This window comes from Serratia nevei (genome assembly GCF_037948395.1).
Classification (GTDB): Bacteria; Pseudomonadota; Gammaproteobacteria; order Enterobacterales; family Enterobacteriaceae; genus Serratia; species Serratia nevei.
Genome location: NZ_CP149940.1, coordinates 1,301,514 through 1,316,443, shown reverse-complemented (window position 1 = coordinate 1,316,443; position 14,930 = coordinate 1,301,514). Strand labels below are relative to the sequence as shown.

The 14,930-nt window shown below is 62.2% G+C and carries 13 protein-coding genes; 9 read left to right on the top strand and 4 right to left on the bottom strand.

Translation table 11 applies throughout. The annotated features are described in order from the left end of the window. A complete protein-coding gene (locus V8N38_RS06195; protein WP_244951298.1) occupies nucleotides 1-996 on the bottom strand; it encodes an ABC transporter substrate-binding protein in 996 nt (331 codons plus the stop codon). Nucleotides 997-1,000: 4 nt separating this feature from the next. Then, the gene (locus tag V8N38_RS06190) at nucleotides 1,001-3,160 is read right to left on the bottom strand and encodes a TonB-dependent siderophore receptor (protein WP_147839621.1); all 2,160 of its coding nucleotides are present in this window, start codon (nucleotides 3,158-3,160) and stop codon (nucleotides 1,001-1,003) included. Between the two features lie 189 nt (nucleotides 3,161-3,349). Here V8N38_RS06190 and modE point away from each other — a divergent pair, with 189 nt between their 5' ends. The 9 genes from modE to gpmA all read left to right on the top strand — a co-directional run bounded on the left by modE (nucleotide 3,350) and on the right by gpmA (nucleotide 12,411). Further along, nucleotides 3,350-4,141: a molybdenum-dependent transcriptional regulator gene (gene modE / locus V8N38_RS06185; RefSeq protein WP_070914092.1), complete on the top strand. Its 792-nt coding sequence runs from the start codon at nucleotides 3,350-3,352 to the stop codon at nucleotides 4,139-4,141. Between the two features lie 90 nt (nucleotides 4,142-4,231). Beyond that, entirely contained in the window at nucleotides 4,232-5,719 is a 1,488-nt protein-coding gene (gene modF / locus V8N38_RS06180) for a molybdate ABC transporter ATP-binding protein ModF (protein WP_147839622.1), read from the top strand. A gap of 95 nt (nucleotides 5,720-5,814) precedes the next feature. Beyond that, complete coding sequence (locus V8N38_RS06175; RefSeq protein WP_060423670.1) at nucleotides 5,815-6,387, top strand: cysteine hydrolase family protein; 573 nt, start codon at nucleotides 5,815-5,817, stop codon at nucleotides 6,385-6,387. Nucleotides 6,388-6,554: 167 nt separating this feature from the next. After that, nucleotides 6,555-7,376: a CPBP family intramembrane glutamic endopeptidase gene (locus V8N38_RS06170; RefSeq protein ID WP_147839623.1), complete on the top strand. Its 822-nt coding sequence runs from the start codon at nucleotides 6,555-6,557 to the stop codon at nucleotides 7,374-7,376. A 284-nt stretch (nucleotides 7,377-7,660) separates the two neighbouring features. After that, nucleotides 7,661-8,713 carry a galactose-1-phosphate uridylyltransferase gene (galT, locus tag V8N38_RS06165; protein WP_060440499.1) on the top strand — a complete coding sequence of 351 codons (1,053 nt, stop codon included), beginning with the start codon at nucleotides 7,661-7,663 and terminating at the stop codon, nucleotides 8,711-8,713. After that, the gene (gene galK, locus V8N38_RS06160; RefSeq protein ID WP_147839624.1) at nucleotides 8,710-9,861 is read left to right on the top strand and encodes a galactokinase; all 1,152 of its coding nucleotides are present in this window, start codon (nucleotides 8,710-8,712) and stop codon (nucleotides 9,859-9,861) included. The genes galT and galK overlap by 4 nt, the downstream gene beginning before the upstream one ends. Beyond that, a complete protein-coding gene (galM, locus tag V8N38_RS06155; protein ID WP_147839625.1) occupies nucleotides 9,855-10,898 on the top strand; it encodes a galactose-1-epimerase in 1,044 nt (347 codons plus the stop codon). The genes galK and galM overlap by 7 nt, the downstream gene beginning before the upstream one ends. Nucleotides 10,899-11,095: 197 nt before the next feature. Continuing rightward, nucleotides 11,096-11,443 (top strand): PsiF family protein, encoded by a 348-nt coding sequence (locus V8N38_RS06150; RefSeq protein ID WP_048232954.1) that lies wholly within the window; start codon nucleotides 11,096-11,098, stop codon nucleotides 11,441-11,443. A gap of 215 nt (nucleotides 11,444-11,658) precedes the next feature. Beyond that, entirely contained in the window at nucleotides 11,659-12,411 is a 753-nt protein-coding gene (gene gpmA, locus V8N38_RS06145) for a 2,3-diphosphoglycerate-dependent phosphoglycerate mutase (RefSeq protein WP_004939834.1), read from the top strand. Nucleotides 12,412-12,467: 56 nt separating this feature from the next. On the opposite strand, the gene V8N38_RS06140 is transcribed toward gpmA, so the two are convergent. Beyond that, entirely contained in the window at nucleotides 12,468-13,511 is a 1,044-nt protein-coding gene (locus tag V8N38_RS06140) for a M48 family metallopeptidase (RefSeq protein WP_147839626.1), read from the bottom strand. Nucleotides 13,512-13,518: 7 nt separating this feature from the next. Beyond that, nucleotides 13,519-14,709, bottom strand: a complete 1,191-nt coding sequence (locus V8N38_RS06135; RefSeq protein WP_147839627.1) for a YjgN family protein — start codon at nucleotides 14,707-14,709, stop codon at nucleotides 13,519-13,521. Between the last annotated feature and the right edge of the window lie 221 nt (nucleotides 14,710-14,930).

The following is a 14,930-nucleotide window of genomic DNA, read 5'->3' as shown; positions in this document are numbered from 1 at the left end:
TCAAGGTTCCTTGTTGGAAAAAGTCGGCGCCTGCGGCGGCAAGGCCGCCAGGCCCCGAATCAAACGGCCCAGCGCCGCCACGGTGCGGGCGGAAGGGTCCATGTCGTAACCGGGGAGGATCACGTAGCGCCGCTGACGCACGGCGCGCAGCGTCGCGGTCAGCGGGTGATGTTCCAGAAAGGCGATTTTGTCGGCCGCGCTGTCGCCGAGGCCGCCGCGCGGCAGATCGCCAAGCACGATCGCATCCGGATCGCGGGCGGCGATAACCTCCCAGGACACCGTCGGCCACAGCTCGGGCCGATCGCCGAACAGGTTCTCGCTGCCGACGCTGCGGCTCAGCAAACCTGGCGCGCCGCAGCAGCCCGCCACGTAGGGCGTTTGCGCGCCGGCATACCACCACAGCAGACGTAAATGCGGCAGCGGCGCGCGCTGCGCCTCAAACGCCCTCAGCTGCCCGCGCAGCCGCGCGATCAGCGCTTCACCGGCGCGGCTGACGTTGAAAATGCGCGCCAGCTCCCGCAGCTCGGTGAAAATGTCTTCGAACGTCAGCGCGGCGGCGATCGCGCTTTGCTGGCCGCTGCAGGCGCCGGGAGAGAGATAAGTGCCGATGCCCCATTCTGCCAGCCGCGCCCGATCGGGCGTTTCCGGGCTGTGCAGCCAGTAATAGCTAGCCGAATAGACAAAATCCGGCCGCATCAGCAGCAATGCTTCCGCCGTGGGCGGCGCCGGGCTGGTGGGCGCCTGCAATGTCTCGGCCGGCGCCGTCGGCGCGGGATCGCGCGCGCGGTCATACCCGACCACGCCGATCGCACGGCCAGCCAGCTCTAGCGCCAGCAGGTTTTCCAACGCCGGGTTGGCGTAAACCAGCACCCGCTGCGGCGGCTGCGGGTAATCGCGCGTTACCCCGCAATTTTGCAGGCTGACGGCATCGGCACGCAGCGGCGCGCTGCCGCCCAATCCCAGGGCGCACAACAGCAGGGCAAGCCAGCCTTTCACGCCGTCAGAACCTGACCGACACGAAGGTTTCATAGCTGCGCGGCGGCGCGATCAGCGCCTGGTCCGGGTAAGTACGCTGATAGGCGTACAGCTGGTTGGTGGCGTTGCGAATGCGGAAACCAACATCGACGATCGGCGTCAGCTGATAATCCGCCGCCAGATCGAGCGTGGTGTACGCGCGCATTTTGCGCCGGTTGGCGTCGTCGTTGTAGCTGCTGCCGACGTAGCGCAGCGAAGAAGCCAGCCCCAGGCGCGCCGTCGCCTGATAATGCACGCTGAGGTTGGCGGTCCAGTCCGGGATATAGGCCGGGCGATTGCCGTTATAGCTGCGCAGCGGGCTGCCGCCGCGATAGTCGTCATAGCGGGCATGCGTGTAGGCGGCGTTGCCGGCCAGCTCCCAGCGCTCGTCGGGACGCAGCACCACGCCAAGCTCGATGCCGCGCGACGTCTGTCTGCCTACCGCGTTCAACGCATCCGGCCGCTGCGCGTCGGGCACAAACAGGTTGTCCTTGCGCAGTTCGTACAGCGCCAGCGTCGCCTCGCCCTTGTTCCCCCAGAACTGCCCTTTGGCGCCGGCCTCCCACTGGCGCGCTCGCGTCAGCGGCAGATCGGTCTGCGTTGGGCTGAGGAAGAACAGATCGTTGCCCGGCTCCTGGCCGGTGGTGTAGTTGGCGTAGAGCGTGAGGTTGTCGGTCAATGCATAGCTGGGGCCCAGGCTCCAGGTGCTGAAAACGTAGGTGTGCGCGCGGCTCTCTTCCTGCGGCCCCTGGAAGCGCCAGTCCATGTTCATATGGTTGTAGCGCAACTGGCCCAGCAACGCTAAACGCTCGGTCAGGCTGAAGCGATCCTCGAGAAAGGCGGCGTACTGGTTCTGGGTGACGTGGCGCACCGGCGCGCGTTGGCGGTCGGTACCCTGGGCGAACGGCTCTCGGGGCGGCGCGCCAAGCGGTACATCTTCCGAACCGGGGAAACCGTTGGAGTAATACTGAAAATGCCGCTTGCTCAGATCGAGGCCGACCAGCAACCGGTTATCGAAACCGGCGATGGCGCGGTCAAATACCAGCGAACTGCGGTTGCCGATCAGATCGTCGTCGTGCGCCAGGGCACCGAAAGAGTCGCGGTTGACGTCGCCGGGCCGGGCCGCCGCCGCGACGCGGAAGCGCTCGACGTTACGCCATTCGCGAAAGCCGCTGTAGTAATAGAATTGGTTATGCCATTCCACTTCGGGCGTCATAAACCAGTCCAGGCTGGCCTGAAATGCGGTGGCGTTGCTCTGGATGCGGCTGTCGGTCAGGTTGTTGTAATTGATGTCGCGCAGCTCGCCGGCAATGCGCCCGTCCAGCAGCGGCGTGCCGTAGTAAGGGTTGTTGGTGCGATTGAGCATGCGGTCCAGGCTTAGCGTCAACAGCGCATCGTCCGTCAGCTTAAACAGCAGCGAGCCGGAAACCCGCTTCTGCCGATCGCGTTCATACTGCACGTTGCTGCCGCTGTCGTTGCCGCTGACGTCCAACCGGTACGCCACCGCATCGTCCACCAGCGCGCCGCCGGCCCCCAGATGCAGACGCTGGCTGCGGTAGCTGCCGAAGCCATAATCGAGCTCGAGCGGCTGGCGGCTGAAGGTCGGCCGCCGCGAGATCAGGTTGACGCTGCCGCCCGCGGCGCTCAGGCCGTTCAAGGCCGATCCCGGCCCGCGCAGTACCTCGATGCTGTCGTAATGCGCCGGATCGCTCAGCTGCAGCGTGCTGCCGGGCATCTCCACGCCGTTATACAACCAGGCGATAGGCCGGAAACCGCGCGCGGAAAAGTTATTGGACAACGTTGGCGAAGCGACGCCGGACAGACCGGTGGCATGCTCGACGGCGGCGGCCAGCGAGCGGTCGCCCCGCTGTTGGATCGCTCTTGCGCTGATGATATCGACGCTGCGCGGCGTTTCCCGAGCGGTCAGCCCGAGCTGCGAAGCGCTGCGGCTCACGGCGCTCAACGCATCGTAGCGCCCGGCGGGGGCCGCCGCCTCCACGGTGAGCTGTTCTTCGCACCCCGTGGCATTGCGGGCTTTATCGCAGTCGGCAGCGAAAGCCAGCGGCGCCGTCAGTGCGCCGCCGACCCAAGCGGCAAGGCATAAAGATTTTCTGGGCGTGACAAGACGCCGGCGTGTCGTACTCATGTGGAGCATCCCTGTGGTGAAATAAAAACCGGCCGTAAGCCGGCGTAAAGCCTTATCGTTTTTCTGTTATGTTATATTATAACAACAAGGCAATGCCAGTCTTTATTGCCCCGCGCTCCACCGCACTGCGTTTGGCGCTTTGCCGCCAAATCGGCGACAATAAGATTTTTGCCGCCGACAGGATGCGCTATGCAGGCCGAAATTCTTCTGACTCTCAAACTCCAGCAAAAGCTGTTCGCCGATCCGCGCCGCATCGCGCTGCTGAAACAGGTGCAGCACACCGGCTCCATCAGCCAGGGCGCCAAACTGGCGGGCATCAGCTATAAAAGCGCCTGGGACGCCATCAATGAAATGAACCAGCTGGCGGAACAAACGGTGGTGGAACGCGCCACCGGCGGTAAAGGCGGCGGCGGCGCGCAGCTGACGCACTATGGCCAGCGGTTGATCCAGCTGTATGACCTGCTGGGCCAGGTGCAGCAAAAAGCTTTCGACGTGTTGCAGCAGGACGATCTGCCGCTCGACAGCCTGCTGGCGGCCATCTCGCGCTTCTCGCTGCAAACCAGCGCGCGCAATCAGTTCTTCGGCACCGTCATCGAACGCGATCATCAGCAGGTGCAGCAGCACCTGGCGATTTTGTTGAACGACGGCACCACTCGCCTGATGGCGGCCGTCACCCAACAAAGCGCCGACCGGCTGCAGCTGACGCCGGGTAAAGAGGTGCTGGCGCTGATCAAGGCGCCCTGGGTGCGGTTAAGCGTCGATACGGCGGAGCATACCGGCGCAGATAACGCGCTGGCGGGCGTGGTGGCCGGCATTCAGCCAGGCGCTGAACACAGCGAGGTGCTGGTGACGCTGGCGGGCGGCGAAACCCTGTGCGCCACCCTGGCGACGGCGGAGTTGCAGCGTCTGCAGCTGAGCGTCGGTGCCGCCGTACACGCCCTGTTCAACGCCGATCGCGTGATTGTCGCCACGTTGTGTTAAGCGCAACGTGACGTTGCGTTTTTGTTGATTGACATCCCCCTGCAATGCGCCTATTTCTAAGGCAAATAATTGCAAAAAAAGGAACAGGTGATGTCGTCGTTGCACATTTCGCAAGGTTCATTCCGCTTAAGCGATACCCGCACCCTGACGCTGGACGCGCTGGAAATCCAGGCCGGCGACAGCTGGGCCTTCGTCGGCGCCAACGGCAGCGGCAAATCTGCCCTGGCGCGCGCGCTGGCGGACGAACTGGTTCTGCTGAGCGGTGAACGCCGCAGCGATTTTCAGCACGCGGTGCGCATCTCCTTCGAACAGCTGCAAAAAATGGTCAGCGACGAGTGGCAACGCAACAACACCGATCTGCTCAGCGCGGACGAGGACGACACCGGCCGCACCGCAGCGGAAATCATTCAGGAAGAGGTGAAAGACGCCGCGCGCTGTGAGCGGCTGGCCGCGCAGTTCGGCATCACCGCCCTGCTGACGCGCCGCTTCAAATACCTCTCCACCGGCGAAACGCGTAAAACCCTGCTGTGCCGGGCGCTGATGCCCGAGCCTGACCTGCTGATCCTCGACGAGCCCTTCGACGGGCTGGACGTTCACTCGCGCGCGCAGCTCGCCGCATTGCTGAGCGAGCTTTCCGCCCAGGGCCAAACCGTGGTGCTGGTGCTCAACCGGTTCGACGAAATACCGGATTTTGTCCGGCAGGTGGGCGTGCTGGCGGACTGCACCCTGACCAGCCGCGGGCCGCGCCGCCAGGTGATGGCGGACGCGCTGGTGGCGCAGCTGGCGCACAGCGAAAACCTCAGCGGGCTGGCGCTGCCGGAGACCGAGGATCCGACGCAAAAGGTGACGCTGCCGGCGGATCGGCCGCTGATCGTCCTGCGCGACGGCGTGGTCAGCTATAACGATCGGCCGATCCTCAATCATCTCGACTGGCAGGTTAACCCCGGCGAACATTGGCAGATCGTCGGCCCGAACGGCGCCGGCAAATCCACGCTGCTCAGTTTGATCACCGGCGATCATCCGCAGGGCTACAGCAACGATCTGACGCTGTTCGGCCGCCGCCGCGGTAGCGGGGAAACCATCTGGGAGATCAAGCGCCATATCGGCTACGTCAGCAGCAGCCTGCATCTGGACTATCGCGTCAACACCAGCGTGCGCAACGTGGTGCTGTCGGGGTTCTTCGATTCGATCGGCATTTATCAGGCGGTCTCGGATCGTCAGCGGCAGCTGACCGAACAATGGCTGGCGCTGCTCGGACTCGACGGCGCGCGCGGCGATGCCCCGTTCCACAGCCTTTCCTGGGGCCAACAGCGGCTGGCGCTGATCGCCCGCGCGCTGGTGAAACATCCGGCGCTGCTGATCCTCGACGAGCCGCTGCAAGGGCTGGATCCGCTCAATCGCCAGCTGGTGCGTCGCTTCATCGACGTGCTGATCGGCCAGGGCGCCACCCAGCTGCTGTTCGTCTCGCACCATGCCGAAGACGCGCCGCAGTGCATCACTCACCGCCTCAGCTTCATGCCCGACGGCGAGGGCGGCTACGGCTACCAACAGCAACGGCTGGAGGCGGCCTCCGCCTGAAGCGCGGCGTAAACATATCCGGCAACACTTCACCGCAGCACATCACATTTGGCCTTTTATCATAGAAAGAAAGAAGGCCATTTTCTGGAGACGCCATGTCCGCTGCGTTGATTATTATCGACCTGATCGAGGATCTGATCGGGCCCAAAGGGCGCGCCAACCACTGCCGCGAACAGGTGGTGGCGACCCACCTGCTCGCCAACGTCAATGCCGCCGCGGCCTACGCCCGGGTGCGAAAAATCCCGGTGATTTGGGTGCGGGTGGGATTCGCCGACGATTATCATGATATTCCCCCCCACTCGCCGCTGTTCAACCATTTGAAACAGATAGGCGCGCTGCGGCTTAACAGCCCGGGCTGCCGCTGGATGCCCGAACTGCATCAGGAAGAGACCGATCTGCTGTTTGAAAAAACGGCGGTAAGCGCCTTCTCCGGTAACAATTTGTTAGCCTGGCTACGGCAGCATCGGTGCCATCATCTGCTGCTGGCGGGCGTCAGCACGCCGCTCGCCATCGAGAGCACCGCGCGTCAGGCGCACGACGCCGGCTTTCAGGTGACCGTGCTGCACGACCTGTGCGCGGCCCCCACGCAGGAGATCCACCAGCAGAGCCTGGACACCCTGCAAAACCTGGCCGAAATCACCCGCTCGCAGGCCTGGATGAAAGGCTGACCCGCGTTGTCGCCGGTCGTATGGGCCGGCATCATGCACAAATCCGTCACTGCCCCGACCTTTAGCGTCATTTGGGTGTGCTACTATCCGCTTTAGCGCTCAATTTCGCCATCATCGCACGCCGCAAAGGCGCTGAGCGCCGTGTACATATTTTAAAGGGACATATTATGTGGGGCGTACTGGCTGCTTCGTTATTTTTCTTGCCGTTTAATCGGCTGATAGCCTGGGTGATCCTGGCCGCCTCGGCGGGCATGGGGCTTTATCATGGGGTACTGACGCCGCTCAGCCTGAGTTATCTGCTGGCGATCGTAGCGTTGGCGGGGCTGCGTCACCATTTTCGCGAGCAGCGTAATCTGGCGATCGCGTTCGAAGGCTTGGTGGTCGCCGGCTGCATCGCGCTGTTCTTGCATCTGGTGCCGGGCATCCACAACCAGCTGATGATCGACGGCGACAAAGCCGGCCCGCTCAGCGCGCCGTTCACCATGTATTACAACTTCGACAAGGCGATGGTGCCCTTCCTGCTGTTCGCCTGCTTGCCCACGCTGTTCAGAACCGATAAAGCGGAAAAAAGCGTCGCCTCGAGTTCCTGGATTGCATTGATCATCAGCGTACCGGCGCTGTTGCTGCTGGCCGTGGCGCTGGGCGGTTTAAAAATCGAACTGCATGCGCCCGCCTGGATCCTGCCGTTCGTGATGGCGAACCTGTTCTTCGTCTGCATGGCCGAAGAAGCGCTGTTTCGCGGCTACCTGCAACAGCGCCTCAGCCAATGGCTGGGGGCCTGGCCGGCGCTGATCGTCGCCGCCCTGATGTTCGGCGCCGCGCATTTGGCCGGCGGCATGCTGATGGTGATCTTCGCGACGCTGGCCGGCGTGATCTACGGCCTGGCATGGATGTGGAGCGGCCGCCTGTGGGTGCCGATTCTGTTCCATTTCGGGCTTAACCTGACCCATCTGCTGTTCTTCACCTACCCGCTGTATCAGCACCCCTGACGGCTGACGCCGGCAGAGAGCCTCTCTCTGCCGGTTGACCAGGTGAAAACGCTATCACCGGCAGCTCACCGCAATCCCCTCAAGCACGTAGCCACCGGCTCATCTCCGCGCATCCGGCGCTTTTCAATGAAGTGTAAACGATTCCATTTTTCGCGTTAGATCACCTTTTTATCGCCGCGAGCATGCTATCTTTTTGCGCAATGTACTCTCCCTTTTCAGCAACGGGCGTATCAAGACGGCGGCTGAAAGCGATTACACCTCGTCGACGCCAAGAAAGGAACCGTATGACGGCATTTAACCCTATCGATCATCCACACCGCCGCTATAACCCGCTGAGCGGCCAATGGGTGCTGGTCTCACCGCACCGCGCCAAGCGCCCCTGGCAGGGCCAACAAGAGGCCGTCCCCACGGAAACGCTGCCGGCGCACGATCCCGACTGTTTCCTGTGCCCGGGCAACGCGCGCGTCACCGGCGATCGCAATCCGGATTATCGCGGCACCTACGTCTTCACCAACGATTTCGCCGCGCTGATGAGCGATACGCCGCCGGCGCCCGACAGCCAGGATCCTTTGATGCGCAGCCAGAGCGCGCGCGGCGTCAGCCGGGTGATCTGCTTCTCTCCCGATCACAGCAAGACCCTGCCCGAATTGACGCTGCCGGCGCTGGAGCAGGTGGTCGCCGCCTGGCAGGCGCAAACCGATGAGCTGGGCAGGCAGTACCCCTGGGTACAGCTGTTCGAAAACAAAGGCGCGGCGATGGGCTGCTCCAACCCGCACCCGCACGGGCAGGTCTGGGCCAACAGTTTTCTGCCGAACGAGGCCGAGCGCGAAGATCGCCTGCAGCACGAGTATTTTCAGGAACATGCCTCCCCGCTGCTGCTGGACTACGCGCAGCGCGAGCTGGCCACCGGCGAACGCATCGTGGTGAACACCGAACACTGGCTGGCGGTGGTGCCCTACTGGGCCGCCTGGCCGTTTGAAACGCTGCTGCTGCCGAAAGCGGCGGTGCAGCGCATTACCGATCTCGGCGCGGCGCAAAGCCAAGATCTGGCGCTGGCGCTGAAGAAGCTGACCAGCCGCTACGACAACCTGTTCCAGTGCTCCTTCCCCTATTCGATGGGATGGCACGGTGCGCCGTTCAACGGTGCCGACAACCGACACTGGCAGCTGCACGCCCATTTCTACCCGCCGCTGCTGCGTTCAGCCAGCGTGCGCAAATTTATGGTCGGTTACGAGATGCTGGCGGAAACCCAGCGCGACCTGACCGCCGAACAGGCCGCAGCGCGTCTGCGCGCCGTCAGCGATATTCATTACCGTGAAGCCGGAGCCCAAGCATGAGCCTGAAACCGCTTACCCATTCCCTGTTTACCGAACACTTCGGCTACGCGCCGGCGTTGACCATCCAGGCGCCGGGGCGGGTGAACCTGATCGGCGAGCATACCGATTACAACGACGGCTTCGTACTGCCCTGCGCCATCGATTATCAAACCGTCATCGCCTGCGCCAAGCGCGACGACCGCCAGATCCGCGTCCTCGCCGCCGATTATCAGAATCAGCAGGATCAATTCTCGCTCGACGATCCGATCGTCAGCCACCCCGATCAGCGCTGGTCCGACTATGTGCGCGGCGTGGTGAAGCACCTTCAGCGTCGCAGCGCCGACTTCGGCGGTGCGGATCTGGTGATCGCCGGGAATGTGCCGCAAGGGGCGGGGCTCAGCTCCTCCGCCGCACTGGAAGTGGCGGTGGGCCAGGCGCTGCAGGCGCTCTATCAGCTGCCGCTGGACGGCGTAGCGCTGGCGCTGAACGGCCAGGAGGCGGAGAACCAATTCGTCGGCTGCAACTGCGGTATCATGGACCAGCTGATCTCCGCGCTCGGCCGGCGCGACAGCGCTCTGCTGATCGACTGCCGCTCGCTGGAAACCCGTGCGGTACCGATGCCGGACAACGTCGCGGTGGTGATCGTCAACTCCAATGTGCAACGCGGACTGGTGGACAGCGAATACAACACCCGCCGCAAACAGTGCGAGGAAGCGGCGCGGTTCTTCGGCGTCAAGGCGCTGCGCGACGTCAGCCCCGAACAGTTTGAGGCGCGTCAACACCAGCTCGATCCGTTAGTAGCCAAACGCGCGCGCCATGTGATCAGCGAGAACGCCCGCACGCTGGCAGCGGCCGAGGCGCTGGCGGCCGGCGATCTGCAGCGCATGGGCCGGCTGATGGCGGAGTCGCACGCCTCGATGCGCGACGACTTTGAAATCACCGTGCCGCCGATCGATAAGCTGGTCGAGATCGTCAAAGCGACGATCGGCCCACGCGGCGGCGTGCGCATGACCGGCGGCGGCTTTGGTGGCTGCATCGTCGCGCTGATACCGCAGGATCTCGTGGAGACGGTGCGTGCCGCCGTGGCGCACGAGTATCCGCGGCAAACCGGCGGATTGCGGGAAACCTTCTATGTCTGCCAGGCTTCGCAAGGCGCCGGCCTATGCTGACGGCAACGGCGGCACTCGCCCCCGATGGGCAACCTTATCAGCTGACGCAGCTGCAAAACGCCGGCGGCATGACGGTCACGCTGATGGACTGGGGCGCCACCTGGCTGTCCGCCGTCTTGCCGCTCAAATCCGGTGAAAGCCGCGAGCTGCTTCTCGGCTGCCGCAGCCCGGCGGACTACCAACGTCAGGGCGCCTATCTGGGCGCCACCGTCGGCCGTTACGCCAACCGCATCGCCAACGCCAGTCTGCCCATCGACGGGAAACCCCATGCGCTGGCCGCCAATCAGGGCGCCCACCAGCTGCACGGCGGCCCCGACGGCTTCCATGCCCGCCGCTGGCGCCGGGTACAGCACGATGCGCAGCAGGTCTGCTATGCGCTGCACTCGGCGGAGGGCGATCAGGGTTTCCCGGGCAATCTCGACGTGCAGGTCTGCTACCGCCTGACCGCCGACAATCGCGTGGAAATCAGCTATCTGGCGCAGGTCGATCGCCCCTGCCCGGTCAACCTGACCAACCACGCCTATTTCAATCTGGACGGTGCCGGCACCGACGCCCGCGCCCAGCGGCTGCAGCTGTTCGCCGATCGCTATCTGCCCGTCGACGCCGAGGGCATTCCCTGTGCCGGGCTGACGCCGGTGGACGGCAGCGGCATGGATTTCCGCCAGCCGAAAACGCTGCTGCAGGATTTTCTGCGCGACCGCGACCAGCAGCGGGTAAAAGGCTACGATCATGCTTTTCTGCTGCACCGCACCTGCGGCGCGCTGGAGTGCCCGGCGGCCCATTTATGGTCCGCCGACGGGCAAGTGCAGATGAGCGTGTTCACCGACGCGCCCGCACTGCAACTCTACAGCGGCAATTATCTGGCCGGCACGCCGGCGCGCGACGGCGGCAGCTATGCCAACCACGCCGGCGTGGCGCTGGAAAGCGAGTTTTTGCCGGACAGCCCGCACCATCCCGAATGGCCACAGCCGGACTGTTGGCTGCAGCCGGGGAGCCGCTACCGCAGCGCCACGCATTATCAGTTTTATCCTATCTGACCCGCCACGCCCCTCGCCGCGCGGCCGGGGGCGATTTGTTATAAATGCTTACCTTTTAGCGCTATTCCCCCGCCGGCGCCCACCTTTCCTTATTCCAAAGCGCGCACTACACTCAGGCTACCGTGATAAGCACAACGCCTTGTGCAACGTCACAATTTTCGGCCGATGGCGGCCAATCAATAGCTGAAGGAACACCTATGCGTCTGATTACTGCACTTCCATTGCTGGCGGGCTTAATGCTGAGCACCAATCTGATGGCGGCCGACGCGACGACGGCGACAAAAACGCCTTCGCCGGCGCAGGCGGCCCAACAGAAACGCATGACCGATTGCAACCAACAGGCATCCACCAAGTCGCTGAAAGGCGCGGATCGCTCCACCTTTATGAGCACCTGCCTGAAATCTGAAGGCGCCGCCGCGACGGGCAAAACCCTGACGCCGCAGCAGCAGAAAATGAAAACCTGCAACGCCGACGCCAAGACCAAGAATCTGAAGGGCGACGCGCGTAAAACCTTCATGAGCAGCTGCCTGAAAAAATCGGCCTGATTTGCCCCACGCCACGGCGCGCGCGAAGCGATTTCGGCGCGCCGTTTCCCCCTCGCAGCGCCAGCCTGAACGATTCAGCTTTTTCCTTTCGCCAGCCCTTACTTTGCGGCAAGAAATTGGCTATGGTTAGACACTATCGATTGCCGAGCCCCGGCCCGCGGCAATATAATGATTTTCGTTATCATTGAAATGTCAGATTATTAAGGAGTTAAGCTATGGCTGTAACTAAGCTGGTTCTGGTGCGTCACGGCGAAAGCCAGTGGAACCAAGAAAACCGCTTCACCGGTTGGTATGATGTCGATCTGTCCGACAAGGGCCGTACCGAAGCGAAAGCAGCAGGCAAGCTGTTGAAAGAAGAAGGGTTCACTTTCGACTTCGCTTACACCTCCGTACTGAAGCGCGCGATCCACACCCTGTGGAACATCCTCGACGAGCTGGATCAGGCCTGGTTGCCGACCGAAAAATCCTGGAAGCTGAACGAACGTCATTACGGCGCGCTGCAGGGTCTGAACAAAGCGGAAACCGCTGAAAAATACGGCGACGAGCAGGTGAAACAATGGCGTCGCGGCTTCGCGGTGACCCCACCTGAGCTGACCAAAGAAGACGAACGCTACCCTGGCCACGATCCGCGCTACGCCTCGCTGACCGAGCAAGAGCTGCCGCTGACCGAAAGCCTGGCGCTGACCATCGATCGCGTGATTCCTTACTGGGACGAAGAGATCCTGCCACGCATCAAGAGCGGCGAGCGCGTGATCGTTGCGGCGCACGGCAACTCGCTGCGCGCGCTGGTGAAATACCTGGATAACCTGAGCGAAGACGAAATCCTCGAGCTGAACATCCCAACCGGCGTGCCGTTGGTGTATGAGTTCGACGAGAACTTCAAGCCAACCAAACGTTACTACCTGGGTAACGCCGACGAGATCGCTGCAAAAGCGGCCGCCGTGGCAAACCAGGGTAAAGCGAAGTAATTTCGCCCGTTAACGAAAAAGCCCCCGGTGAAAACCGGGGGCTTTTTTATTACTGATTACTGTGGCGGCTGCTGCGCCATCGCCTCGTTCACCGCGTCCAGCCGTTCCTGCATCGCCGGGTGGGTGCTGAGCCAGGCCGGCAGCGCCCAGTCATCGGCCTGTTCTCGTTCAGGCGCCTGCGCCAACGCGCGATAGATCGCTGCCATTTGCGCCAGCGAACGCCCCTGTCGCTGCATTTGCGCTATCGCGAACGCATCCGCCTCGCGCTCCATCCCGCGGGAAAACTGCATCTCATTCACGAAGGACGCAGACTGCAGCAGCGTATCGCCGATGCCGCTGACGTCACCGGTCATCCACATCAGCGTCAACGCCACCAGCGACGAACGCACCAGCATGCGCATTGGGTGGCGATGAGCGTGGTGCCCCATCTCATGCAACATGACTGCCGCCAGCCCATCGTCGTTTTTCGCCAGGGCGACCAGACTATCGCTGAGCACCAGCGTGCCGTCCGGCAACATAAAGGCGTTCGGCGCACCGGGCACCGCCATCAGCTTCAACGACAGCGGCGTACGCGCCTCACGCATTTCGGCCGGCATCACCTGCCGGAACAGCTGCTGCAACGCCCGCTGCCGCTCGGCCGGGAGTGCAGAAGGCTTGAAGCCGCTCTGGCTTAAAAACGTCTGCGTGTGTTCGCCCAGCGTCTGTTCCACCGAGGTGGGGATGCGCATGGCGATCTCGCTGCTCGCCCACGGCAGCACGACGTAAACGTAGGCCACGACCGCCAGCAGCGTCATCAGCAGCGCCAGAGCGACGCCGCGTTTGTGGCGTTCCAGGCGATGCACCCAGCCCGGCGAACGGCGCTGATAGAACCAGCGGCGAAACGCCGCGTCGTCGTCCGGCACAAAGCGCGCGCCGTCCTTAAAGGTCAGCGTCAGCGGAATATTGCCCAGCGCCGCAGAGACGGTGATGTCCGCCAAGGGGATGTAACGTTGCTCATCCTGCCGTTGCAGCATCACGCCCTCGCCGCTTTCGTTCACCAGCAGGCGAGCCGCCTCACGTGCGGCCCGCCCCGGCAACTGATAGGCACCCTCGAGGATCATTGGCGCCTCAGAAGCTGCCGCCCAGATCCAGCGCCTGCACTGCTTCTTCGGCCACCGCGCTGTTGGCAGTTTCCTGATGTGCCGCAATGTCCAGCAATGCCAGATCGCCTTCAACCGCCGTGCACTCCGCCAGATAACGGGCGTGACGCACTTCCGCCACCGGCGCAGCAAAGCCGAGCGAGAACAGCGTGATCAGGGTATTGGTGATCAACAGCCCCATATACGGCAGTGTCTGCATGGAAGAACGCAGTTTAACGTTGCCGTTCAGCGTCGCCTGGTTATACAGATAGTTGCGTTGGGCGACAATCTGGTAGCTGCCGGCAATCAAGGCGCCAACCAGCAATACCACCATCATCAGCAGCAGGCTGCCAATATTCTCCAACACCAGCAAGTCGGCGGTTTCATCCGTCAGTATGCCCATCAATACCATTTGGTACAGCGACAGCATGAACGACCCCATACACACCAGCGCCGCCAACATAAACGGCAGGAAAATGAGCAGGCCGATCAAGGCAAATTTGATAAAGGCCGACTTTTTCAGCTCGGCAATAAACGGCGTGCGGCCGAAGAACAGATTATTAACGTACAGATCGTGCTGCAGCGCGCTAATAATACCGTTGACGGCGGCGAATGCCGGCACGGCCAACAGCAGCGTCAACACCAGCATCAGGCCGATGGCGTTAATGCTGTCAAAGCTGCTGCCAATACTGAGCAAAATGATTAAGCCGACATAAAGCCCGATAATCAGTAATAGCGGGCAGAACAGTAGCGCCCAATAAGCGCGCCCGGTGCGGCAAACATAATTAAAACGCACGCCGCGATAGCTCGACATAATCGCATTGTAGCGCCAGCTGCGAATCACCACCCATGGCAGCAGGGCAAGCAACACCAATAAGGCCAGCAGCCCCAGCAGCGGCGCCACCGCCAGCAGGATATAAAACACGATGATACCGCCGATCACCAACAGCCGCCCTTTCAGAATTTGCAGCGGCTGCGCATGGTAATCGAAACGATCGCCGTCCAATTCCGTGTTGCCGTAAAAATAGCGGCGACGACGCACCGTCGCCCAGGCGGAATAGATGCCCAGGGTCACGATGGTCAATAATGCATTGACTAACCAAATAGCGAAGTACTCGCCGCCTTTCCCATGGAATTTAATCCGGTGCAGCCCCAGCGGCTGCGAGATATTGCTTGTCATAATTCTTTCGTCCTGAAAGGAATAGGTCATACCACTCCCCGCTTATTTGTCATGCGGGGTTTGTGGAATAAAAAAGCGTCTTATATAAGCACAATGCCATGAGCAGTGACAATTATTCTTTTATTAAATAGGAATAATGCGAAGGAGGTCGCTTAATGATTTCATTGGCCTATTAATTGTAAGCCTTAAATGAGTGGGATATATAGAGGTGCAATGACAAG